Source organism: Vibrio sp. NFR, assembly GCF_027587095.1.
Lineage (GTDB): Bacteria > Pseudomonadota > Gammaproteobacteria > Enterobacterales > Vibrionaceae > Vibrio > Vibrio harveyi.
In genome coordinates, this window is record NZ_JAPPTN010000003.1 from 439617 (window position 1) to 464933 (window position 25317).

Sequence of the window (25317 nt, forward strand, 5' to 3'; positions counted from 1 at the left end):
AACAGTCAATACCTAAATGAGAAAAAATCTCATTTATTTTTTATAGCGCCTTAATGAAGTGGACTCGAGACTCACGCAAGTTGGTTTTTTCTTCAAACTTTTCAATGATATAGTCATTTCTTAGCAACAAACGAAGCATGGCAGGAAATTGATTGCGTGATTTCACTTTTAACGTTTTGTAGCCCTGCTCTGCGACCCATTCTTCTTGCGCTTCCAATAACATCTGAGCCACACCCTCATTGCGCGCTTCTGGCGCAACGCCACCAAACCAGCTGTAAAAGGTGTAATCATCTAACTCATAGCCGATTTTAAAGCCAAGGATAGCTCCTGCTTTCTCAGCGACTAAGATTAAGCTTTTTTTATCCCCAAGACGCTCTGCCATGGATTCAACCGTCTCACCACGTGCAAACTCAGTAACACGAGCCACCACTTGGATCGCTTCTTCCAGCGTGCCTTCACGAATCAGCATTGTCATTGTCTTACTCTCCAGAAATAAATATACCCAAGTAACTTCAAGCCGTGTGTATTCCGTCTTGAGGGTACTTGGGTATATTCAGACCGACAACAATTGTCGGTCTGGTTTTTCTCATTGAGCGATAATTACTCGTCTGTCGCTTCTTGAGTCTTTACTAGGTGCTCTGCAGCTTGTGCATTTTCTTCCGCTAACCACTCTGCTACATCTTTCGCGAAGTAAGTCAGGATGCCATCCGCGCCTGCACGTTTGAAGCAAAGCAGAGATTCCATCACGGTCTCGCGCTCTTTTAGCCAACCATTCATGATGGCTGCTTTATGCATCGCGTACTCACCAGAAACTTGGTAAGCGAACGTTGGAACTTGAAGCTCAGTCTTAACACGACGAACCACATCAAGGTAAGGCATACCTGGCTTAACCATCACCATGTCAGCGCCTTCATTGATATCAAGCGCCACTTCATGTAGCGCTTCATCCGTATTCGCAGGGTCCATTTGGTAGTTTTTCTTGTTGCCACCTTTTAGGTTCGCTGATGAACCAACTGCATCACGGAATGGACCGTAGTAGTTTGATGCGTACTTCGCAGAGTAAGCCATGATTTGAGTATGGATGTGACCCGCTTCTTCTAGTGCTTCACGGATTTTACCGATACGACCATCCATCATGTCTGATGGTGCAACCACGTCTGCACCCGCTTCTGCGTGAGACAGCGCTTGTTTTACAAGTACTTCGGTTGTCTCATCATTCATCACGTAGCCATCTTCATCGATGATGCCGTCTTGACCGTGAGTAGTGAACGGGTCAAGTGCCACATCTGTGATCACTCCGATTTGAGGTACGTGCTCTTTTAATGCACGTACTGCGCGCTGAACCAAACCTTCAGGGTTGTAAGCTTCAGCAGCACATAAGCTTTTAGCGTCTTGGTTTACGACAGGGAAAAGCGCGATTGCTGGTACGCCTAGGTTTGCTAGGTATTGTGCTTCTTCTAGCATTAAATCAATCGACAAACGTTCTACACCCGGCATCGATTCAACACTTTCACGACGATCTTTACCCATCAGAATGAACATTGGGTAAATCAAATCGTTTACTGAAACTTGGTTTTCAGCCATCAAACGACGACTAAAATCATGCTTACGCATACGACGCATACGGCGTGCAGGGAATGGACCTTGAATTGATACAGACACCACTTTCTCCTTGTCTGGAAGGTTACGATGATCAAATCATCTGGTGGCAAAATCATATCACTCTTGATACACCTTGCGAGCAGCAATATGGAAAAACGGCATGAAAAAAACCGAAAATGACCCCGCACTCACACTCAAGTATACTTCTCACTAATTCCATACACCGATAAACCATAGAGACCAACCATGATCGATACTCACGCTCATATTTACGCTAGCGAATTTGATAACGACCGCGACGAGGTGGTGAAGCGCGCTTTAGAACAAGGCATTGATAAAATTCTGCTGCCGAACATCGATCTTGAGTCTATTGAGCCGATGCTAAAAACCGAAGCGGCTTATCCTGAGATTTGTCGTTCAATGATGGGGCTGCATCCATGTTACGTCGATGGCAATGTTGAGCAAACACTGGCAATCATTCGTGACTGGTTTGAAAAGCATAACTTTATTGCAGTGGGTGAAATCGGTATCGATCTGTACTGGGATAAAACCTTCCGAGCAGAACAGGAGATAGCGTTTGTGACTCAGTTAAACTGGGCTAAAGAGATGGATTTGCCTGTCGTTATCCACACTCGTGATTCAATTGAAGAAACACTGACCTTACTTCGTCAAGAACAAGATGGTCGCTTGCGTGGTGTATTCCATTGTTTTGGTGGCAGCGTAGAAGAAGCACAGGCGATCAACGAGCTTGGGTTCCACTTAGGTCTGGGCGGAGTATCAACCTTCAAAAACGGCGGTATGGATAAGGTTATCCCGCATCTGGATATGAACTGGGTGATTCTAGAAACAGACTGCCCGTACCTTGCCCCTGTTCCACATCGTGGGAAACGTAACGAACCAGCTTACACTTCTTTAGTGGCGGCGCGCGTGGCGGAACTACGCGGAGAAAGCCTTGAAGCGATTGATGCTCTGACGACCAAAAACGCAGAAGAGTTGTTTAGCCTGAAGTGATGTAAGTACTTACATAATTTAAAATCAAACATTTCCTTATAATTCAATAAATTAACATTAAATATATAAGTAACATGCTATTGAGATATAAGCGCTTCTCTCCCTAAACTATTGCCCATATATTCAATGATATGGGCTGCTCATGAACACTTGCCAGCACGGTATTTACTTACAGCGTCAAAAACGCACCCTATTGCAAAAACTTATGGGCATCAAAGAGGTATACATCTGCTCAAGGTGCGGATACATCCGCAAAATTACATAGTCTTGGTATACCCAAGTAACCTCGAGATGCTAGGTTCAGCGAGACTGACTTGGTTTGTAGACGCGGCGGCGATTTAAAGGTTTAGTGCTACAAACCAATTATTTTATAATCATATAGTTGTACTCTTAACTATATAGTTAGTCCCATTGAATTATGTACATGATTTCACATAAAATACCCGCCGGCTTATAAAATAAAAAAGATAGGATTCGCAATGTGTAATCACGGAGTGTATTTACAACGTCAACAACGCAGTTGGTTTCAAAAATTGATTGGAATTAAAGAAGTATATGTCTGCTCTAAATGCGGTCACGAAATCAAACTTCGATAAACTGTAGATACCAAAAAGCGGCTCCATGAGCCGCTTTTTTAATACTGAATGGTGGAGTTGGAGTGACTTTACTCTTCCACTTGCTCTTCTTCATCTTTACGTGTGTAGAAACGAGCGAAGAACAAGCCTACCTCAAACAGCAAACACATCGGGATTGCCAGTAGGGTCTGGGAAATCATGTCTGGCGGTGTTAGTAGCATACCGACAATAAACGCACACACGATGATGTATGGGCGCTTCTCTTTCAGATCTTGTGGTGTGGTCGCGCCAGTCCAACATAGCAAGATAATCGCCACAGGTACTTCAAACGCGATACCAAACGCCATAAACAGCGCCAGCACAAAGTCGAGGTAACTCGAGATATCGGTTGCGAACTCTACCCCACCAAGAGAGATAGCGGTAAAGAAGCCAAACACCAGTGGGAATACCACGAAGTAAGCAAACGCCACACCGCAGTAGAACAACAGTGAGCTAGAGAACAGCAATGGCATGATCAATCGACGTTCATGCTTGTACAAGCCTGGCGCGACAAAAGCCCATACTTGGTACAAGATAAACGGCACCGCAATAAACACCGAAGCAATCAAGGTTAGCTTCAAAGGTGTAAAAAACGGTGAAGCCACATCAGTTGCGATCATCGTTGCACCTTCAGGTAGGCGTTCTACCAAAGGCGCTGAAACAAACTCATAAATGTGGTTAGAGAAGTAAATTAGTCCAACAAACACCACCAACACTGCAGCAATGGCTTTAAGCAGTCGGTTGCGAAGTTCTAATAAATGACTAATTAAAGGTTGTGTCTGCTCGACGGTAGACATGGCAAACCTCTTTTTTAAAACCTGATCAAAAAGGAGCTACCAATCACTAGTAGCTCCTCCTAATGAGACTATTCGGCTTTCTTATCTGCCGCTGTAACCTTAATCTCTTCCGCTTTCTCAACGGTTTCAGTCGCAGGTGCCTCTTGTTTAGGCTCCGCTTCTGATTTGGTTGGTTCCGCGTAAGGGCGGTTTACAGATTGCGCCGCTTTCTTCAACTCTTCGACCGAAGACTTCAGCTCAGGAGACAGATCATCCATCCCCATTTGCTCAGCTTTGCGCAAGTTTTCTTGCAGTTCTTGAACTTTCAGCTCGTGTGACAACTCGTCTTTGACGCTATTTGCCATACTCTTCGCTGCTCCGACAAAACGAGAGACACTGCGGATGGCATGTGGCAAACGCTCTGGACCAAGAACAACCAGACCAACAACAGATATTAATACCAGTTCCCAAAAACCGATATCAAACACGTTTTACGCCTGCTCTTTGTCTTTTTTCGATTCAGGAGCTGCTTCTTTCTTTTGCTGCTCTTCTAGACTTTTTGGCTCGAAGTCTGCGTCTTTGTCGTCTTTCTTCGCAGGCTCATCTTCGCTCATTGCTTTTTTGAAGCCCTTAACGGCACCACCCAGATCGCCACCGATACCGCGTAGTTTCTTAGTTCCGAATAGCAATACAACAATTACAGCAATGATTAGAAGTTGCCAAACACTGATACCACCCATTCTTTTTACCTCGGGTCTTTAAACAAAATTATTTCAAGAGTTTAACGTCTATCGACGATAAGCTCGCCAACTAAGCAACCAAAATGTGACCCCTGCGATACCGCTAGCGATCGATAGCTGCTCATAAGCGTTATCCACCAATATTGCCGAGCATACGACTAAAGTGGCTCCAACGCCAAATAAAAACTTTCCTGTCGCCTGCTGACGCTTGCTGTGACGGTAACCTTGATAAAGCTGATCCATGCGTTGATTCATGGCTTTACCTTGTTTAAGGCTATCGTAAAGCAGCTCCGGCAGTTCCGGTAACTTCTCTGCCCAAAACGGCGCGCGGTCTTTAATGGCATTCACTAAAGCTTGCGGACCGACTTGGTTCATCATCCATTCTTCAAGGAAAGGTTTCGCGGTCTCCCACAAATCAAGTTGCGGGTACAACTGGCGACCCAGTCCTTCGACGTACAACAGCGTTTTTTGTAGCAATACAAGCTGCGGCTGCACTTCCATATTGAATCGACGCGCAGTGTTGAACAGGTTCAACAGTACGTGACCGAAAGAGATTTCACACAGTGGTTTAGCAAAAATTGGCTCACACACAATGCGAATCGCAAATTCAAATTCATCGACATTGGTATCGGCAGGTACCCACCCCGAATCAACGTGCAATTCCGCTACGCGGCGGTAGTCACGATTGAAGAAAGCGAGGAAGTTTTCCGCCAGATAGCGTTTGTCTTCACTATTAAGTGTACCAACGATCCCGCAATCCAGCCCAATCCACATAGGATTCTCTGGATGCTCCGGTTTAACGAACACGTTGCCCGGGTGCATGTCGGCATGGAAAAAGCTGTCTCGGAACACCTGAGTGAAGAACACACTCACACCGCGTTCCGCGAGCAATTTCATATTGGTGCCATTCGCTTCCAAGCCTTCAATATCAGAGACTTGGATGCCATATATTCGCTCAGAAACCATGACAGTTTCATTACTAAAGTCAGGAAAAACTTCTGGTACGTAAAGCTCTTCACTGCCTTCGAAGTTGCGACGCAGTTGAATCGCGTTCGCCGCTTCACGACGCAAATCGAGTTCATCAAGTAAGGTTTTTTCGTACTCGCGAACCACTTCAACTGGTTTCAAACGACGTGCTTCAGGCATCGCTCCGGCGACTATACGCGCCATTCGGTGCATCAGTTTTAGATCTGAATCAATGACCGGACGAATATCTGGACGGATGACCTTTAATACCACTTCTTGGTTAGTGTCTTTTAATCGAGCAGTATGCACCTGAGCAATCGACGCAGACGCTAACGGTTTGATATCAAATTCAGTAAACCAGTTTTCTAATGGACCGCCCAGAGCGAGTTCCATTTGTTCTTTCGCTAACTGCCCATCAAATGGCGCAACTTGGTCTTGCAAAAGTGCAAGAGGATCAGCGATATGCGGAGGGAAAAGGTCGCGACGAGTCGACATCATCTGACCGAACTTAATCCAAACCGGACCAAGTTCTTGCAGAGCGAGACGAAGGCGTTCACCCAGCGGCTTTTCTGGGTGCTTGTTCTTCATCCAGAATAAGCTTTTGCGCATCAAAAGCGGCGCTTTGGTCAGTTGATGATCGGGCAACAACTCATCCAAGCCGTATTCCAGCTGAACTTTAATGATGTGGTATAAGCGCTTTATTTCTGCTGGCGTCATGAGTTCTCCAGCGCAGGCTTATCCGAATCGAACTTGTTTAGTAATGCGTTTAGACGCGCTTCAACGCGAGAGGCTTGGCTGCGAACGTCGTCTACTTGGTCGCAGAAGTGGGCAATTTCTAGCGGTGCTGGCGCCAGTTTCCACTCTTCTGTTACCACTTGAGCAAGATGACGTTGGTGTTTTTCTGCTTGAGAGGCAAAGAAACCGCCGACGTTCTTGGTACCTTGCACAAAAGTATGAGCCACAACATCACCTGTCACGCGAGACAGCCACTCTTCGATATCAGGTTTGCAATCCATCATCAATTGAGAGAATTTCTGTGCCAATTGGATGTCACCTTCAAGTTCAAGTTTATCTTGCTTGATAAGGCGAGTGATATTGGCTTGATCGCGCAACTCAGGCAGCACGCTTAGATTCAGCGACAGATAACAATCTGGCTGACCTTCGTAATTGCCCAAGACATCGATTTGCTGGCTGAAGATGAACGTCAGCGTCTTATTGATCTCTTTCAGGTGAATTTGAATCACCTGACCTTTAAGACGTGACAAACGACGACCCAATTCAGGATCGTCTTTAATCAGCGTATTTAATGTCGTTTCAATAACGGCAGTGATAAGAGGTTCAAATGGCATACCGCTTATCCTTAGAATTTGTAGCCGCGGTGCAGCGCCACAATACCACCCGTTAGGTTGTAGTATTTGGTGTTTTCGAAGCCCGCTTCTTTCATCATGCCTTCCAGCGTGTCTTGATCTGGGTGCATGCGGATAGATTCAGCCAGGTAACGGTAGCTGTCTGCGTCGTTCGCTACTAGTTCACCCATTTTGGGCAATAGGTGGAATGAGTACGCGTCGTACACTTTTGATAGTGGCTCTAGGATTGGTTTTGAGAACTCAAGTACCAACAAACGACCACCAGGCTTCAACACGCGGAACATAGAGCGCAGCGCTTTGTCTTTATCGGTGACGTTACGTAGACAGAAGCTGATAGTAATTACGTCAAAGTAATCATCTGGGAACGGCAGTTCTTCTGCGTTCGCTTGAACGTAATGCACGTTGCCAACAATGCCGTTGTCGCGCAGTTTATCACGACCGACATTTAGCATTGAGTTGTTGATGTCCGCTAGGATCACGTGACCTTGGTCGCCAACAATGCGCGAAAACTTCGCCGTCAGGTCGCCAGTACCACCACCTAGGTCAAGAACGCGTTGTCCCGGACGAGCGCCACTGCAATCAATAGTAAAACGCTTCCAAAGGCGATGAACGCCACCTGACATCAAGTCATTCATGATGTCGTATTTCGCTGCCACTGAGTGGAAAACTTCGGCAACTTTGGTCACTTTTTCGTCTTTTGCCACTGTGGTAAAACCAAAGTGGGTAGTGTCGTTATCTAACGCTGTATTTGATTGCACACTTGTGTCCGTCATTCTGATTCCTCTTGGGCAGCACTTTCTCACTACGGGGCGGTTGATAACAAATAGGGTCGCCCTCTGTACTGCGGGCGATTAGTTTACTTTATCCTCAGCCGGATGTCTTTCTACTAAAGAAGCATTTTCCGAAAATGACTCTGTCTGCGCCAACTGAGCAAGATCTGGCGAGATTGGACGTTTTACTTCCACTCCTAATTGCTTGAAGCTTTCCGCCTGACGAATCACGTTGCCACGCCCTGTTGCCAGTTTATTCATCGCCCCTTGGTACGTTTGGTTCGCTTTGTCTAATGCGCCGCCCAGCCCTTCCATGTCGTCAATGAACAAGCGCAGTTTGTCGTACAACTTCGCCGCTCGTTCCGCGATCAATTGGGCGTTTTCGTTTTGACGCTCGTTACGCCACAAATTATCTATCGTACGTAGCGCCACCAGCAAAGTGGTAGGACTGACCAAAATAATGTTTTGCTCCATCGCATCTTTAACCAAGCTTGGGTCGGCTTGAATCGCAACTTGGAATGCAGGCTCCACCGGAATAAACATCAATACGTAGTCTAAGCTCTGGATGCCTTTTAGCTGATGGTAATCTTTAAGGCTCAAGCCTTTGATGTGCGCGCGCAGCGCGGCTAAGTGATCACTCAGCGCCTGCTCTCGTTGAATGTCGTTCTCTGCGTTGAAGTAGCGCTCGTACGCCACCAGCGCCATTTTCGAATCGACCACCACTTGTTTGTTTTGCGGTAAGTGAACAATCACATCTGGTTGATAGCGTTTGCCTGCTTCGTTTTGCAAGCTCACCTGGGTTTGGTACTCGTGCCCTTCACGCAAACCAGATTCTGCCAATACACGAGCCAGAACCACTTCACCCCAGTTGCCCTGCTGCTTGTTGTCACCTTTCAGAGCTTGAGTCAGATTGACCGCTTCTCGGGTCATGTGCTCGTTCAAGCGTTGTAGGTTCTTCAACTCATGCACCAAGGTGTGACGCTCTTTGGCTTCTTGGCTAAAGCTGTCGTTGACTTGTTTTTTGAACCCTTCTAACTGCTCTTTGAGTGGAGACAGCAAACCTTCCAAACTCTGACGGTTTTGCATGTCGACTTTGGCGGTTTTCTCTTCAAACAACTGATTCGCTAAGTGTTCAAACTGCTGCTTCAAACGCACTTCTGCTTGCTCAAGAATTTGCAGTTTTTCAGCATTGGCTTGGTTGATTTGCTCGTGGCGTGCTTGCTGCTCACCAAGTTGGGTTTCAAGACGCGATTTGTGTTCACGCATCTTCCCTAGCTCATCAAAATACTGCTGACGCTCCTGTTTCACCGCTTCGAAGTAACGTAGCTTTTCCATAGCCGCCATCAATTTGCCGTGAGTTTGGCGCACCTCGAATGCCGCTTTATCTCGCTCGTCATCAAGCTCATCCAATTCTTGCTGTGCTTCAGCGAGACTTTGCTTCACTTGTTCAAGTTGCTGTTGATGAAGCTGTTTTTCAGAGGAGAGCTGTTGTTCGAGCAATTGAGTTTGCGTGGCAAAGCGTTGTTTAACCCACCAACCCACTGCAACACCGCTGATGGTCGCGGTAAAAAGAGAAGACAGAATGAGAGATTGATGCTCAAGAATCCATTGCATAATAGCGAGTTAGCCTGTGTTTTTTATCTTTAATAATGGTATTTACATACTGGATAAATGTCCAGTTTGTTGGATGAAAAATCCTCGCATACACTAGGCGCTCCGTACAACATACTCACACCTGCTCAAACCAACACCGATGAGCGGTACATCATCACACAGAGGCATCATGAACGAGCGTCGCGCCCTAGGATTTGGGCTATCAGCGGTATTACTTTGGTCAACAGTAGCGACCGCATTTAAATTGACTTTGGCGGAATTCTCACCGATTCAGATGCTGACCATGGCAAGTATTGTCTCGGCTATCGCACTTATCGTGGTATGTGGCGTGCAGGGAAAGTTGAATCAGCTCAGCTCAACGTTTCTTGCCAATCCTTGGTACTACTTGCTGCTCGGATTGATTAACCCACTGGCGTACTACCTCATCTTGTTTAAAGCCTACGACTTATTGCCAGCCTCCCAAGCGCAGGCGATCAACTACAGTTGGGCGATCACGCTCACCTTGATGGCGGCGGTTTTCTTGGGTCAGAAGATCCGCAATAAAGACTGGATTGCTTGTGGTTTTAGTTATTTGGGCGTCATCGTGATTGCCACCAAAGGCAACGTGCTCGGAATGGAATTCGAAAGTCCACTTGGTGTGGGATTAGCGCTACTTTCAACTTTGCTTTGGGCAAGTTACTGGATTCTCAACACCAAAAACAAAGCCGACCCTGTGGTGGGCGTGCTATTGGGCTTTCTGGTTGCGATTCCGTTTGCGATTGGCTTAAGCATTTATGAAGGCGCAGACTGGAGCCAAATCACCGCGAAAGGTTGGGCGGCAGTGACTTATGTTGGTCTGTTTGAGATGGGCGTAACCTTCGTGTTGTGGCTAACGGCACTCAAACTCACCGAAAACACCGCACGCATCAGCAACCTGATTTTCGCTTCACCATTCATCTCCCTCATGCTGCTTGCCACCATCATTGGTGAAGAGATTCACCCATCCACTTTGATTGGCTTAGTGCTGATCATCAGCGGCTTGGTGATTCAACAAGTGAAGTTCGGCAAAAAGCAAAAACAGACGAACACCGCTCAGTGATGACGTCCGAAACCATTGCAAAAATGAGACACGATTTATAAAAAAGAGAGCTAGCTAACAGTTTACTCGATTAATGAAGTGTTCCTTGCTTGGATTTGTTCGGGCTTTGGATACGATATAGCCAAAGCCCGATATGAACGCTGAGTCAGATGTTCACCATACTATTCCAAGGGCGTTTCAGGATGCTTTATTAATTATGTTTCGCTTCGCTATCTCCCCTGCATTGATGACAGACTGGAAACAGGCTCTACAACAATGCTGTGATGCCACACAGGCGCACGGTCAGCTTTATACTTTCAGCTACACTCGCCAATGGCGCTTGAGTGAGGTGGCGACATCTCCGCAACATCATCGTGAAGTCGTCGCGATTCTCGAACCTGCCACTGAGCACTTTATCTATCCTCAGCTTGTTGTTGAACAAACACCCTTTCAGAATCAAACCTTGAGTTACTGCCCGGTATGGTTGCCGAGTGGTGAGCTGTTTGCTGCCTTCGCATTGGTTCATCCAACTGAGCAAGATACTGTCATTTCTGGGTGGTTAAGCGCATTGGCAGGACGCATCGGCTTTGATGTTGCTCAGACTTACCATCGAGAGCAGCAGCGTCACGATGTTCAATTGCCCGACTTACTGCCATCCCTGCAAGAATTCATTGATTGCTTAGAAGACCACACGTGGATAAAAAGCACCGATGGTCGCTACGCGATGACCAACCGCAGCGTTGAAGACTCTTGGCAAATGACCGGCAGTGAAATTGTCGGCAAGAATGACTTCGAGTTGTTCAGCAGCCGTCGAGCGAAGAAGTTCATTGATACCGACCAGTTGGTGATCGCTACGGGCAGCCAAAACACGGTCGAAGAGTGCACTCTCATTGATGACAACAACAACCCAACTTGGTTGGAAACCATCAAATCGCCAATCCGCAATCAAACCGGGGAGCTGATTGGTATTTTGGGTATGACACGCAACGTCACTCGCCGAAAAATGGTGGAGACTCAGTTGTCATTGGCGTCCAAAATCTTCGATAACTCCCACGAAGGGATGGTGATCACCGACCGCAAAGCCAACATTCTTGACGTAAACAGCGCCTTCACCCACATCACTGGTTACACAGCAGAAGAGGTGATCGGTAAGAACCCAAATATCTTGCGTTCTGGGCATCACGACCACGAGTTTTATCAGCAGTTGTGGCGTCAGCTAGAAAGCAAAGGTCAGTGGAAAGGCGAATTCATCAACCGCAAAAAAGATGGCAGCATTTACCCACAGCTCGCCACCATCAGTGCGGTGATGGACGATAAAAACCATCTGATCAACTACATTTGTGTGTTTGAAGACATCTCGGTACGTAAAGCGCACGAAGAAAAGCTGCAACGCATGGCGTTTTACGATCCATTGACCAACCTTCCTAACCGTACTCATTTGATCAGCTTGCTAGAACAGCACATTGAGAATGGTCAGAAGCATCAACACGCCTTTGCTACTCTGTTCCTCGATATCGACCACTTCAAGCACATCAACGACAGCATGGGGCACTTCTGTGGTGACCAACTGCTGACTAAGCTCGCTGAACGCCTGCAAGATGTGCTGCACTTACGCGCTCATGTGGCACGTATCGGTGGCGATGAGTTTGTCATCATATTGCCGAATATCGAATCGGATTCGCAGCTGATCGATACCATTGAGGACATACTCTGCCTGTTCAACCGTCCTTTTGAAGTAAGCAAGAACGAATCTTTACGTATTTCCACCAGCGTGGGTGTGGCACGTTACCCTCAAGACGGACAAGACAGCGAAACCTTACTCAAGAATGCCGATACTGCCATGTACTTGGCGAAGAAAAACGGTCGTAACGGCTACGCGTTCTACTCACCAGATTTGACCGATAAATCCGTGTCTCACGTGCGTATGCAGTCCGCTTTGCATGAAGCGATTGAGAAAAACCAACTTCATTTAGCGTACCAACCGCAATACAACTTAAGTGCAAACGAACTGGTTGGCGTAGAAGCCCTGCTACGCTGGCAACATCCCGATCTTGGGACTATTTCTCCAGCGGACTTTATCCCGATTGCAGAGAAAACTGGCTTGATTCAAAGCATTGGTAAATGGGTCTTGGAGCAAGCTTGTTTGCAAGGTCGCGCATGGCTGGATAACGGCATTGAATTTGGCAAGCTTGCGGTGAATGTATCGGCTCTTCAGCTACAACAAGCAGACTTCATCAGCAAACTTGGAGTTATTCTAAAAGAGACCGAATTCCCGGCGCACCGCCTAGAGCTGGAAATCACCGAAAGCTTCTTGCTGATTGACCCACAACAAGCCATCGCATCACTCAACTTGCTGCGCGAGCTCGGCATTGAGATTTCCCTTGATGACTTTGGTACCGGCTACTCATCACTGTCTTACCTCAAAGGTTTGCCAATCAACAAATTGAAGATCGACCGCTCTTTCGTAAGCGATGTTCCAAGCAATACCGACAGCAATGCGATCGTGAATGCCATCATAGCCATGGGACAAACCCTGTCATTGAAAGTGGTTGCCGAAGGCATCGAAACTGACGAACAAGCTCAATACCTATTCGAGCGCGGCTGTATCTATGGACAAGGCTTCCGCTTTAGCGCCCCAGTTCGCGCAGAGAAGTTGTTTAAATAAAAAAGACCGAGCACTGGCTCGGTTTTTGTCTCTATCCCCCTATTCTGTCACCGTATATTGCCTATCTGGTTGTTTCCCTTACGCACAAAATAAGTTCTCATTATTAATCACAATCAATTATTTAACTTGCCTGACACGATCACATAAGCCCCCCATGACAAGTGATCAAAATCACAGCTAATACGTTTTTACCTCGTAATACGTTTTATAAAAAAATAGATTCTTGTGTAAACGATACCACCGTAAAACAAAACAATAACAGACGACTCTACGTTAAAAATAATAATAATCACAAGGATTACATACTTATAGGTGAAATCGTTTCCACAAATTAATGAAACAAAAGGTCTATAGAAAATGGGTATTCTCGATATAACTGTAGCACTGGCATTCATGATCGCCGTCATTGGCGTCGGCATGATAAAAAGTAAGCCCGCTACCAATGGAGCAAACTCGGATAACGGTGCTGCTGATTATTTTCTTGCAGGTCGAGGTCTGAGTTGGTGGTTGATTGGTTTCTCACTGATCGCTGCCAATATTTCTGCAGAACAATTTGTAGGTATGTCCGGGCAAGGTGCTGGATTAGAAGGGCTTTCCGTAGCAAGTTGGGAGTGGATCGCTGCAATTACACTTGTTGTCGTTGCCTTCGTTTTACTTCCTTATTTCCTTAAAACCGGCATAACAACAATTCCCGAGTTTTTAGAAGTTCGTTACAACCACTGGGCGCGCTTAGCGATGACTTTATCAATGATTCTAATTCTTGTGGGAGTTAGCTTAGTTGGGGTGATTTATGCTGGTGCGATAACGATGACAAAGCTGTTTGCTGAATTCGGCTATTTTGTCTCTTTACCCTTTGCATGCTGGATCCTAGGTGGGATGGCTGCACTCTATGTAGCCTTTGGTGGTCTAAAAGCGTGTGCTTGGGCGGACTTATTACAAGGCACTGCTCTTATTGTGGGCGGAGCGATCATTACCTATTTCGCGTTTGATGCTCTTGGTGCAGTTGATGTTTCTCAATTAGTTTCTTCAACAGGGAATGCAGCCCACATCAATTCTGATGCTGGTGTTCTGACCAAATTCAATGCACTAAACAGTGAATCAATGCACATGGATACACCAGCAATGCCATGGCCAGTATTACTGCTAGGTATCTGGATTCCAAACTTTTACTACTGGGGTTTAAACCAATACATTACCCAAAGAATCTTGGGTTCCGCTTCTCTTGGTGATGGACAAAAAGGTTTAGTTTTAGCTGCTGGTTTAAAACTGATCATCCCATTTATTATCGTTATACCAGGCATCATCGCTTTCAACCTTTTCTCTTCGGATATGGAAGCAAGTGCCAACCTAGACGCTGGCGGCAGTGTATTCTCTAGTTATGAGCAGGCTGTCTCTGACATCGATACCAACAAGGTATTTATTCTTGATAGTAAATACGCTAACTCTCACCCTAACAAAGCTGAAGAAATCCTAGAACATAACCAACAAGTGGTCGCTCGTTTAGGAGAGGGAAACGTAGTAAAAGAAGCGATCAACCCATATAAATATGACTCTGCGATGGGGCTACTCATCACTAAGTTGATCCCCAAAAATACGGGTGTTCTCGGTTTCGTAATCGCAGCTTTGATGGGAGCAATTATCTCATCCCTTGCAGCAGTCCTTAATGCCGCTTCAACATTGCTCACAATGGACGTTTATCAACGCTATATCCGCCCAACAGCAGCGCAAGGTGAATATGTTAAGTTTGGACGTATTTGCATTGGTGTATTTGTAGTAATTGGATGTGTCGTCGCACCTATGCTTGCTGAATTTAAATCAATCTTTGGCTTTATTCAGTCATTCCAAGGGTATGTATCGACGGGTATTTTAGCGGTATTTATCTACGGCTTAGTCAATAGAACATCAGGCAAGTGGGCTGGTGTGATTGGTATTGTTTCAAACGCCATCATTTATGCGTTTATGCAAGCGAACTACCCTCACATTCACTTTCTCTACAATATGTCTTACTGTCTAATCGCGGTACTCGCAATACTGACAGTCTATGGCATGATTTTTAAAGAAGAGCGGGTCGAGTTTAAATCCAATACAACCTTAGATATGACGCCATCTCAAGCGGCCCTAAAATGGGGCGGTCTGGTTTGCGCACTTACAGTCATCCTATACATCGTATTCTGGTAATGACACTTCAACCATAAAGAGAAAAGCCTAGCTAATTAAGCTAGGCTTCTTATTTCTTAAACCCACTGACCAGCAACAAAACCGCTCGACCAGCACCATTGGAAGTTATAGCCACCTAACCAGCCAGTTACGTCCATCACTTCACCGATGAAGTACAAACCTTTGATGTTCTTACATTCCATGGTTTTTGAAGACAGGTGATCAGTGTCTACACCGCCTAGGGTCACTTCTGCAGTGCGGTAACCTTCCGTGCCGTTTGGTGCGACTGCCCAGTTTTCTAGACGCTCAACAATGGTTGCCATTTCTTTCTGGTTGAACTGCTTAAGAGGTTTGTCTGCTAATTCTTTACGTTCAATCAGCACTTCAACCAAACGCTTTGGTAGCACTTTTGCTAGCGTGTTCTTCAACGATTGGTTTGGATGCTTCTCGCGGCTGCGTTCTAGTAGTTCAGCGATATCGTCGTTTGGTACAAGGTTAATCGTCACCTTCTGACCCGCTTTCCAGAATGACGAGATCTGCAGTACCGATGGACCAGACAAGCCGCGGTGAGTAAACAGCAACGCTTCTTTGAACATGGTGCCGTCTTGCGCGGTGATTTCTGCCGGGATCGCGATTCCCGATAGCTCAGCGAAATCTTCTTTGTCTTCTTTATGCAGCGTAAACGGCACCAGACCTGCTGTAGTCGTAATCACCGGGATCTCAAACTGCTCAGCAATCTTGTAGCCGAATGGCGTCGCACCCAATTTAGGCATCGACAGACCACCCGTTGCTACCACCAAAGATTCACATTCGATGTTTTCAGTACCAGCATGCAGTTGGAAACCCGCATCGGTTTTCTCGATCGAATGTACATCACATTGGTAGCGTTGTTGGATGTTTGGCATATCGCATTCTGCTAGCAGCATCTTAACGATGTCTTTTGCAGTAAACGCATCAACACAGAACAACTGTCCGTGATCGCGCTCTTCAAACTCGATGCCATGTTTGCTGACCATCGAGATAAAGTCCCAGTTGGTGTACTGAGACAACGCCGATTTCACGAAGTGTGGGTTTTGGCATAAGTAGTTGCTCGCTGAGACGTCGTAGTTAGTGAAGTTACAACGGCCACCACCTGAGATAAGGATTTTACGTCCTGGCTTTTTCGCATGATCCAGCACGAGCACACTGCGTCCGCGTTTGCCAGCTTCTGCTGCACACATCAAACCCGCCGCACCTGCGCCGATTACAACAACATCAAATTTCTTACTCATGGGTAACGCTCAATTACTTATTTAGATTGGTAAATCCAAAAATAAAAAAGGATGTGCGTAATGCACATCCTTGCTTTCTGCGGGCGCTATTCTAACGACAAAAGTCGAGCGGGAAAAGCGCTTAAATTCCAAGCACAGCTCGCTGGCTTAAAGAATGAAGGCTGCCAGTAGGGTCACACCAAGTAAAGCGGTCGATAAAATGAATAACCCGCGCACCCTTTCGCATTTGCCAGTAAAGATCTCATCGTGATGATGGTGATACTCTTTACTCTTAATGTAATGGTACAGCCGCACCTGTTTGGTGACGTTACCATGGGTGGTGAAAAATCCATTGCCATCCACTTGCTGATAAAGCAAAGGATGCGCTTCACGCATGATGTAAATTAAAGAACGAAGAGCGGTGAGGTAACGGACCATGTTTACTCCCGTTACTACCATTAGCGCAAATAAGATTGTGTCTCCACTGATCATCTTTTCCTCCCTACATCTTCAACGATGCTCAAGAGATAAAGACGACCAATGCTTCGTCCTTAACCCGCTGCTTACCGCGTCGGGGACACGTTATGCAGCTGGAGCACCCATAATTGAAGATGAACCTTCTTTTGCCATTTGTGCTAGATCTTTATCGATGAAGAACAATGCTTTACCGTCTTCACCAACTAATTCGATCTTATCTAAAATCCCTTTAAACAACTTCTCTTCTTCGTGCTGTTCAGCCACGTACCACTGTAGGAAGTTAAACGTTGAGTAGTCTTGGCTTGTAAATGCAACATGCGCCAATTTGTTGATCTTTTCCGTGATCATTTGCTCATGTTCGTAGGTTTCACGGAAAACATCGCCAAGGCTAGCAAAGTCATGCTTAGGTGCTTCAATCGCACCTAGGATTGGCATTGAGCCAGTTTCACTTACATAAGTGAAAAGACGTTGCATGTGCTCCATTTCTTCTACGGCGTGAGCGCGTAAAAATTCAGCCGCACCTTCAAAACCTTTGTCTTCACACCAAGCACTCATTTGTAAGTATAGATTGGATGAGAAAAATTCTAGGTTAATTTGCTCATTCAATTGTTCAACCATAGTTTGAGACAGCATGTTAACTCCTATTTATGTGCATGCAATATACCCAAGTAACCTCAAGATGGGTGGGTTCAGCGAGAATAGCTTGGTTTGCAGACGAGGCGACGGTTTGAAGATCTAGTGGTTCTAAATCAATAATCGTCAACAATGTTTGCAAGCCAAGATAACTCGCCCTTTGGGAGCTTGTCACTGAACCGATCTCTTCGTCAAACATTTTGGTAAGAGCGAACTATTACGCTGCAATGTTTTCCTTGCGCTCGAATCAGTGACAAAGCTCTGAATCCCACGTCTTGAAGTCACTTGGGTATAACGCCACTATAACATGATTACTGTGGCAACACTTTGTACCTACGATATTGATATGAGATCACTTCAGCAAAATTATCTGAGACTTAGTGCTAATCTGACACTATGACCTTATCAAGGAGATAGCAATATGAGTTACAAACACGTACTTGTGGCAGTCGACCTCTCAGACGACAGTAAAGTGTTGATTAAGAAAGCCGTGTCACTGGCTAAACCTCTGGATGCGAAAGTCTCTTTCATTCATATCGATGTGAATTACGCCGAGCTTTACACCGGGCTTATCGACATCAACATGGCGGAGGCGCAACACCAAGCGATGGAAGCGTCTCGTACACAGTTAGCGAATTTTGAAGAATACGCAGAGTACCCAATCACGCATACGTTGGTCGGTAGCGGTGATTTGAGTAACGAGCTGTGCGATACCATTCAGGACTACAATATTGATTTGGTGGTTTGTGGTCACCACCAAGATTTCTGGAGCAAGATTCTTTCGTCGACGCGTCAGCTTATTAACTGCTCACCCGTCGATATGCTGGTCGTACCGCTAAAAGACTGATTTGCGTTGGCGTGACCTCAAAACTTGGTTAGACTGCGGGCACATTTGTTGTTGATAAAGATTCTCATCCATGGCTTATCTATCCGCAGTTACCCTACTTTGGGCATTCTCATTTAGCCTGATCGGCGTTTACCTTGCCGGTCAGGTTGACTCTTGGTTCTCAGTTTTCATGCGCGTTGCGCTGGCGAGCCTAGTCTTCATTCCTTTCTTAAAATTCCGTGGCGTAAGCAAATCTCTGATCGCGAAATTGATGATCGTGGGCGGCTTCCAACTCGGCTTAATGTATTGCTTCTACTACCAGTCTTTCCTACTCCTTTCTGTACCAGAAGTGCTGCTGTTCACCGTATTTACCCCTATCTACGTCACCTTGATTTATGACTTCTTGAAAGGTCGATTCTCGCCTTGGTATTTGGTCACAGCGGCGATTGCAGTGCTGGGCGCGGCGTGGATTAAGTTTGCGGGCATCAATGAAAACTTCTTGATGGGCTTTTTGGTCGTACAAGGAGCAAACCTGTGTTTTGCCATCGGTCAGGTCGGCTATAAATACATTATGGAAACCGAATCGGTTGAACTGCCGCAGCACACGGTATTTGGCTACTTCTACTTAGGCGCATTGTGCGTGGCGACCGTCGCTTTTGCTCTGATGGGGAACTTGGACAAGATGCCAACCACAGCAACACAATGGGGCATTCTGACTTACCTTGGTTTGATTGCATCAGGCTTTGGTTACTTTGCGTGGAACAAAGGCGCAACCATGGTCAATGCGGGCGCACTTGCGGTAATGAACAACGCACTCGTCCCTGCTGGTTTGATTGTGAATATCGTGATTTGGAACCGCGATGTCGATGTGACGCGACTTGCCATTGGTGGTGCGATCATCATGCTATCACTGTGGATTAACGAAACTTGGGTGAAAAAACGCGTAGAGATGAGTTACGCCAACAAGTAACACAGCTAATCCTACAAACATTTCGACAATAAAAAACGCTCTCCAACTGGAGAGCGTTTTTTTGATGTGATTCGATTAATGCACTTTGGCTTGCGAGCTTGTGCTCATCAATGTGTTTGGTGGCGTTGGTAGCAACACCTCTAGTTCGGCATTTCGCGCTTCAAGCTTGCGTTGGCGTTTGAGCAATTTTTGCTGCTTTTTGGCTAACTTAAGCAACTTCTTCTGCTGCTTGTAATGTTTCTTAACCGCTTTCTTTGCCTTCTTCAGCGCTTTCTTATCTGACAAATCAAACATAGCTGGCGCCTCTAGCTTAGTGGTTGGAGTTACCGCCGCGACTTTTGCTGCCAGTTTCTTCTCTTTCACTCGTTCCACAACACGTTTAACGATCGCGGCTTTCTCTGCGCTTTGTTCTGGCGCCATGATAATTGGGGTATCTTGAGTTAGAGATGAAGTTGGCAGTGCTTCCGCCAATAGACCACAAGCCTGTTGCTCGGATAGCGGTTTGTCTTGGCACTTTTGAGGTGGAATCGCGGCAGGCTTACACAAGGTGTTTTTCGATGCAGAAGAACGAGCACAAGAACGGCAGACAAACTTAGGTGCTACCACCAAGCGGTGAATATCACCCAAACTCTCAGCAATCTGTTTGCGGCTCATCTTACATAAACGTTTCGCCATGCTACTACTCCAGCTTCCCAATTCTCGACTGTTTTACTCTACGGCATCACACAAGTGAAATAATAATAATTCTTAGTTAGATATACAGTCAGTATGCCGAATTAGCAAGAGAAAAGTATCAATAAGCAGAGCAAACACCAGATACAAACACAGCGCCAGAATAGGCGCTGTGAGAAGAAGTTTTTTGTCGTCAGGTGTTTAGGGTCTGTTGACCTTTTGCGGTTAAATTTTGTTCGAGATAAAAGCGTTTTAATCGCGGCGAGAGGTTTGTAGCCTAGTTATTCTAAGCAAAATCCTCTCAACAAAGAGTAAAACGCTTTTAGCCGAACCCTTTGGGCAGCGTTTGTGGCTCCTTTCTACTGCGTTATCGGCTTATCAGGTAGGGCAACTACATTTCAAAGCCTCTGCCTCTTTCTTAGTTTATAAAGAAGGAAGAATCCACAAACGGCTGCAAAAATCAGCTCAAAAGGTCAATAGACCCTAGTTGAATTACGCCATTGATGCCTTCACATACACATCGAAACGGTTCTTTTTGGTTTCGATTGCCATGCTCGGCTTTTGCTCATCAAGCCAGTTGGCATAATCTGGGCGTTTGACCACCACACGCTTGCTCGCCAATGCCATTGCTGGTGCCAGCAAACCATCTGCATCAAGATCTGCACCAACCAAAGATTGGAAGACGCGCATCTCTTTCTTCACTAATGCCGATTTCTTTTTGTTTTCAGGGTGCGGGTACATAGGGTCGAGATAAACCACATCTGGCTGAACGAAGTCTTTATCTTGCGCCAATTGCTCCAACGCATCATGACTAGAAGCGTGAATCAAAGACATACGCTCTGATACCCAAGTACCGATTTCTGGATCGTGTTTCGCGCGAGCCAAACCGTCATCCAACAAAGCTGCGACTACTGGGTGACGCTCAACCATTTGGACTTTACAGCCTAACGACGCCAATACGAACGCATCGCGCCCTAAGCCAGCGGTGCCATCAAGCACGGTTGGAGTTGCGCCTTTGTTCAAACCCGCCGCTTTCGCGATTGCCTGACCTTTACCGCCACCGAACTTGCGACGATGCCCTACTGCACCACCAATCAAATCCACAAAGATTGCACCCAGTTTTGGCTCATCTACTTTACGCAGCTCTAAACGCTCTGTCGTTAGGACTAAGGCAAAGTCACTGTCATCAGTGTGAGAAAGCTGCCAACGCGCAGCGAGTTCATCAAGGTGAGACTGTTGAGATGGGTCTTCACAAATCAATTGCAGTTGCAAAAGGAGGCTCCAGTAAAAATCGGTTTAACTGGCGCTGAGTGTATACCCAACCCGCCTCTAATTGCTAGGTTGGGGAGAAGTTAGATGACGTTCGTCTGGATAGCTAAAGCTGTTGGAGTTCGTCAACCAGCTCAGACAAAGGTTTAGGATGCCCAATGCCATAACCTTGCCCATAGTCGACACCCAGCTCGATCAGCAGCTCTCTGACTTGGTCATTCTCAACAAATTCCGCCACCGTGACTTTACCCATCTGCTTGGCTAAGTCATTGATTGAACGCACCATCACGCGATCCATCTCGTTTACGTTGATATCTCGCACGAAAAGACCGTCAATTTTCACGATATCGACCGGAAGTTGCTTTAAGTAGCCGAAAGAAGACAAGCCAGAGCCAAAATCGTCCAACGCAATCAAACAGCCCAGCGTGCGCACGCGAGTAAAAAAGCCGAGTGCTTGGTCAATGTTGCTCATCGCTGCGGTTTCGGTAATTTCTAAACAGATCTTCTCACAAGGAATCGAGGACGACTGCAAACGCTCTAACAGGAAGTCGATGAACTCTTGATTCCCCATCGATTGACCAGACAAGTTGATCGCGCAGCGTCCGAGTTTTTCTACTATCTCTGGGCGAGCTTCAAACCATTCTAGGGTTTGGGTAATCACTTGTTTATCAATCCAGTGCGCAATGTTGTAGCGTTCAGAGGCTGGGATAAAAACACCAGGAGACAAGTAATTGCCCTGTGCATCACGAATACGTACCAGAATCTCAAAGCACAATGGTGAGCCTTCACCGCTCAAGTTAACAATGCGCTGAGCAAACAATTCAAGACGCTTACTCGATAGCGCCTCGTGCACTAGATTAACGCTCTGCATTTCTAACTGGCGACGTTGCAGCTCTTCGTTATCTAAGCTGAATAGGTTATAGCGATTGCGTCCCTGCTCTTTGGCAACATGACACGCGGAATCTGCTTGAGCGTGGACCATTTGTGGCGTTTCGGCGGTGTGGTCAATGATACGAATGCCCACTGAGCAGCTCATAAACAGTTGCGTATCTTCCCAACGGAAAAGCTGTTCGCTCAAGGTCGTGATGATCTGCTTGGCAACGTTAATTGCACCGTGCTCATCGCAATCTTTCAACAACACAGCAAATTCATCACCGCCCATGCGCGCCAAGACTGCATTGTATGGCAGCACTTCTTCCAACATGCTGGCACAGAACTGAATAGCCGCATCACCGGCATCATGACCCACGGTGTCGTTGAGCACTTTGAGCTGGTCAAGATCGAGGTACAGCATTGCATGCACACGACGGTGGCTTTCTACTTCTCGCAGTGCGGTTTGTAGCTCTAACTCGAAATAGTTGCGGTTGTAGGTGTCAGTCAGCAAGTCATAGCGTGCTTGGTACTCTAGCTGTTTGGCGAGCTTCTTAGTCTCAGTAATGTCTTCACCAACGATCAGCAATTGGTCGGAATCTCTTAATGGGCGAATGTTTTCACGTACCCAAACACGATGACCATCCGCATGACGATATTCGATTTCGCGACGCCAAACGCCGTGCATTACTTGCTGCGGTTGCAATAACACTTGGCGCGGGATCAGCGCTTTTTCGTCCGAATAGAACTCACGTAGGCGATGCCCCAGCATATCCAACGGTTGATAGCCCAAAAGCTGCTGAGCAAAACGGTTCACTTCCTGAATGCGGTTATTGTTATCTAACGTCACCATCATTACCGGTTGCTGCTCGTAGTAGTTACGCAAACTCGATTCACGTTGGTAGAGCTTGTCTTCCATCGCCTTACGACTGGTGATGTCACGCGCTTCAAACAAGTATTGCTCTTGGTTTGCCACTTGCTGCGAAAATGGTTTGAGGGACACTTCCAGAACCATAGCGCCATGTTCTTTACTCCAGATATCCGTTTCAAAAGTAGAGACTTGGCGATGACTGGACTGGAAGTAATTAGCAAGTAACTGGCGTGCGTCTTCGCTCCAGTTTTTATGATGCCAAAGCGGGCGATCGAGACGCATATCCTGATGATTGAGTAACGATTGCAGACGATCGTTACCCGATTTAAGCAAACCATGTTGGTCGAGAATACCCATGTACTGCATGCTTTGGTCAAACACCGACTCTAAAATCGTCTGGCTCTCGCGAGCAATGCTTTCGCTGCGACGAATGCGATGCAGATAGTAACTAAGCAGCATAATCACGATGGTCATCGCCACCAGCACACTGCCAAACAGTTTAATTTCTCGGGCGTAACGCTCAGTAAATTCCACTGGCTTATTGAAGAACACCGACGAGGCTTCTTGTTCTGCGCCTAAACCCCAACGCACAACCGATTGATAGTCGAGTTTGATGTCCGATTCTGCACGCACAATCGCAGGCAAAGGTTGCTGTGGGTTATCCAGCACTTGCGCCAACAACTTCGCAGCTTCAAAACCTTGGCGATAACCGGTTTGAATCACACCGCCGACTGCACCATGCCCAAGTCCAATATCGTGCACCATAAACAGCGGCGCATTAGAGGCTTGGTTGATATCACGCCAGTCTTTATCGGTCGCAACATTACCGTGAATATCGCGGTAGTAAGTCCAAAACAGCACCACCTTGTCGATACTCATTTGCGACACTTGTTGTTTTAGGTCATCGACCGTTTCCGGCACTAAATGAAGAATTTTGTCGCGATATGCTGGGTTACTATCAAGAAAGTCTTCGATCTGAGCACGAAGTGCCGCCCCAGTAACAGAATGGTCACTGACAATAAGGATTTGTTTGTGGGTCGGATGCAGACGCTCGATCAAGGCGAGGTTGGCGGACAGATCGACGTCTTCAATCACGCCTGTCGCGTTCAGATCTTGGTGCAGTGCAGGATGATAGTTATTGATACCACTGAAAATCACCGGCGTGTCTTTAATGACAGAAGATAAGCGCTGCATCAAAGCAAGTGCATTGTTATCACTAACAACGATCGCGTCAAAATGCTCTTCGCTCAGTTTGGTACGGTAAAGTGACTCCAGCTGACTGAAGAAGTGCTGGCTTTGGCTGCGCTTGGAATCGAGATACAACACGCGCGTATCGAGCTGATGCCCTTCAAGCTGCTGATCGAAGCCACGCTGGATAGAGTCAGTCCAGAAGAAACCTTGATGGTAAGAGTGAACAACGAGGACTTTTTGCTCTTGCGCCGCAGCGACAGCACTGAACATGATCGCTATGCAAAACAGAAAAAATGGCACATCAACTCCATGACTTCAGAGCTACCTCGCGGTTATCCCTGCGTAAACCTTGTGAATCCTGTCCGCTGTGAGTATAAAATGAACTTTAAACCTCATACCCAACGGAAATAATTGTATGAATGCGAGCTTGCCTAAACTCGACGACCTCGATCGCGCGATTCTTAAAACTCTGATGGCGGATGCGCGTAAGCCTTACGCAGAAATGGCAAAACAATTTAATGTCAGCCCAGCGACCATCCACGTTCGTATCGAGAAAATGAAAGCGGCAGACATCATCGAAGGTACTGAGGTAATCGTCAATACCAAAAAGCTAGGATATGACGTATGTTGCTTTATCGGCATCAACTTGAATGCCGCACGCGACTACCATTCAGCGCTAGAAAAGCTCAATGCCCTCGATGAAGTGGTAGAAGCTTACTACACCACAGGCGCGTATAACATATTCGTCAAATTGATGTGCAAGTCGATTGAGGAGCTGCAATTTGTATTGATTGATAAGCTTCAAGCGATCGACGAAGTGCAATCCACCGAGACGCTGATCTCGCTGCAAAACCCGATCAATCGCAGCGTAAATCCATAACGCTCTGAATCAGAGACTAAAAGTTGAATCTATGAACAAAAAAATGGGCAGCCACTTGGCTGCCCATTT

General features: G+C 46.4%; 22 protein-coding genes. 7 read left to right on the forward strand and 15 right to left on the reverse strand.

Translation table 11 applies throughout. The features are described from left to right. Positions 1–40 precede the first annotated feature (40 nt). Both OH463_RS08525 and hemB read right to left on the reverse strand, forming a co-directional pair. A complete protein-coding gene (locus OH463_RS08525; protein WP_009701602.1) occupies positions 41–475 on the reverse strand; it encodes a GNAT family N-acetyltransferase in 435 nt (144 codons plus the stop codon). A gap of 125 nt (positions 476–600) precedes the next feature. Beyond that, positions 601–1662, reverse strand: a complete 1062-nt coding sequence (gene hemB, locus OH463_RS08530; protein WP_005448548.1) for a porphobilinogen synthase — start codon at positions 1660–1662, stop codon at positions 601–603. Positions 1663–1848: 186 nt separating this feature from the next. Here hemB and OH463_RS08535 point away from each other — a divergent pair, with 186 nt between their 5' ends. Further along, a complete protein-coding gene (locus OH463_RS08535; protein ID WP_074050982.1) occupies positions 1849–2613 on the forward strand; it encodes a TatD family hydrolase in 765 nt (254 codons plus the stop codon). A 664-nt stretch (positions 2614–3277) separates the two neighbouring features. Here OH463_RS08535 and tatC read toward each other — a convergent pair. The 7 genes from tatC to rmuC form a co-directional block, all read right to left on the reverse strand. Continuing rightward, positions 3278–4024 carry a twin-arginine translocase subunit TatC gene (gene tatC / locus OH463_RS08540; protein WP_005448551.1) on the reverse strand — a complete coding sequence of 249 codons (747 nt, stop codon included), beginning with the start codon at positions 4022–4024 and terminating at the stop codon, positions 3278–3280. A 68-nt stretch (positions 4025–4092) separates the two neighbouring features. Next, positions 4093–4491, reverse strand: coding sequence for a Sec-independent protein translocase protein TatB (gene tatB / locus OH463_RS08545; protein ID WP_005430029.1), 399 nt, complete (start codon positions 4489–4491; stop codon positions 4093–4095). Positions 4492–4494: 3 nt separating this feature from the next. Then, positions 4495–4743 (reverse strand): Sec-independent protein translocase subunit TatA, encoded by a 249-nt coding sequence (gene tatA, locus OH463_RS08550; RefSeq protein ID WP_005429959.1) that lies wholly within the window; start codon positions 4741–4743, stop codon positions 4495–4497. A 48-nt stretch (positions 4744–4791) separates the two neighbouring features. Further along, the gene (gene ubiB, locus OH463_RS08555) at positions 4792–6426 is read right to left on the reverse strand and encodes a ubiquinone biosynthesis regulatory protein kinase UbiB (protein WP_005434553.1); all 1635 of its coding nucleotides are present in this window, start codon (positions 6424–6426) and stop codon (positions 4792–4794) included. After that, a complete protein-coding gene (locus tag OH463_RS08560) occupies positions 6423–7058 on the reverse strand; it encodes a ubiquinone biosynthesis accessory factor UbiJ (RefSeq protein ID WP_269990980.1) in 636 nt (211 codons plus the stop codon). The genes ubiB and OH463_RS08560 overlap by 4 nt, the downstream gene beginning before the upstream one ends. A gap of 11 nt (positions 7059–7069) precedes the next feature. Continuing rightward, positions 7070–7849, reverse strand: coding sequence for a bifunctional demethylmenaquinone methyltransferase/2-methoxy-6-polyprenyl-1,4-benzoquinol methylase UbiE (ubiE, locus tag OH463_RS08565; RefSeq protein ID WP_005429980.1), 780 nt, complete (start codon positions 7847–7849; stop codon positions 7070–7072). A 78-nt stretch (positions 7850–7927) separates the two neighbouring features. Further along, the gene (gene rmuC, locus OH463_RS08570) at positions 7928–9460 is read right to left on the reverse strand and encodes a DNA recombination protein RmuC (protein ID WP_045482776.1); all 1533 of its coding nucleotides are present in this window, start codon (positions 9458–9460) and stop codon (positions 7928–7930) included. A gap of 169 nt (positions 9461–9629) precedes the next feature. On the opposite strand from rmuC, the gene OH463_RS08575 reads away from it, so the two are divergent. The 3 genes from OH463_RS08575 to OH463_RS08585 all read left to right on the forward strand — a co-directional run bounded on the left by OH463_RS08575 (position 9630) and on the right by OH463_RS08585 (position 15360). Further along, positions 9630–10538 (forward strand): DMT family transporter, encoded by a 909-nt coding sequence (locus OH463_RS08575; protein ID WP_038893757.1) that lies wholly within the window; start codon positions 9630–9632, stop codon positions 10536–10538. Between the two features lie 196 nt (positions 10539–10734). Further along, positions 10735–13182 (forward strand): sensor domain-containing protein, encoded by a 2448-nt coding sequence (locus tag OH463_RS08580; RefSeq protein ID WP_269990981.1) that lies wholly within the window; start codon positions 10735–10737, stop codon positions 13180–13182. Positions 13183–13539: 357 nt separating this feature from the next. Then, a complete protein-coding gene (locus OH463_RS08585; protein WP_053050465.1) occupies positions 13540–15360 on the forward strand; it encodes a sodium:solute symporter family transporter in 1821 nt (606 codons plus the stop codon). Between the two features lie 56 nt (positions 15361–15416). Here OH463_RS08585 and OH463_RS08590 read toward each other — a convergent pair whose 3' ends face one another. The 3 genes from OH463_RS08590 to ftnA form a co-directional block, all read right to left on the reverse strand. Then, the gene (locus OH463_RS08590; RefSeq protein ID WP_047512663.1) at positions 15417–16610 is read right to left on the reverse strand and encodes an NAD(P)/FAD-dependent oxidoreductase; all 1194 of its coding nucleotides are present in this window, start codon (positions 16608–16610) and stop codon (positions 15417–15419) included. Positions 16611–16757: 147 nt separating this feature from the next. Continuing rightward, positions 16758–17081 (reverse strand): universal stress protein UspB, encoded by a 324-nt coding sequence (uspB, locus tag OH463_RS08595; RefSeq protein WP_005448571.1) that lies wholly within the window; start codon positions 17079–17081, stop codon positions 16758–16760. 90 nt (positions 17082–17171) lie between these two features. After that, on the reverse strand, positions 17172–17699 hold the full coding sequence (gene ftnA, locus OH463_RS08600) for a non-heme ferritin (RefSeq protein ID WP_005434576.1): 528 nt from the start codon (positions 17697–17699) through the stop codon (positions 17172–17174). Positions 17700–18120: 421 nt separating this feature from the next. Between ftnA and uspA the strand changes: the two genes are divergently transcribed. Further along, entirely contained in the window at positions 18121–18546 is a 426-nt protein-coding gene (gene uspA, locus OH463_RS08605) for a universal stress protein UspA (RefSeq protein ID WP_005434578.1), read from the forward strand. Between the two features lie 70 nt (positions 18547–18616). Further along, complete coding sequence (locus tag OH463_RS08610) at positions 18617–19495, forward strand: carboxylate/amino acid/amine transporter (protein WP_005434580.1); 879 nt, start codon at positions 18617–18619, stop codon at positions 19493–19495. 75 nt (positions 19496–19570) lie between these two features. On the opposite strand, the gene OH463_RS08615 is transcribed toward OH463_RS08610, so the two are convergent. From OH463_RS08615 to OH463_RS08625, 3 genes are all read right to left on the reverse strand, one after another. After that, positions 19571–20170, reverse strand: a complete 600-nt coding sequence (locus OH463_RS08615; protein WP_269990982.1) for a hypothetical protein — start codon at positions 20168–20170, stop codon at positions 19571–19573. A gap of 489 nt (positions 20171–20659) precedes the next feature. Beyond that, positions 20660–21439 (reverse strand): class I SAM-dependent methyltransferase, encoded by a 780-nt coding sequence (locus tag OH463_RS08620; protein ID WP_009705451.1) that lies wholly within the window; start codon positions 21437–21439, stop codon positions 20660–20662. Between the two features lie 103 nt (positions 21440–21542). Then, entirely contained in the window at positions 21543–24668 is a 3126-nt protein-coding gene (locus tag OH463_RS08625) for an EAL domain-containing protein (protein ID WP_269990983.1), read from the reverse strand. 115 nt (positions 24669–24783) lie between these two features. Between OH463_RS08625 and asnC the strand changes: the two genes are divergently transcribed. Next, positions 24784–25248, forward strand: a complete 465-nt coding sequence (gene asnC / locus OH463_RS08630; RefSeq protein WP_005430014.1) for a transcriptional regulator AsnC — start codon at positions 24784–24786, stop codon at positions 25246–25248. Positions 25249–25317: the final 69 nt, after the last annotated feature.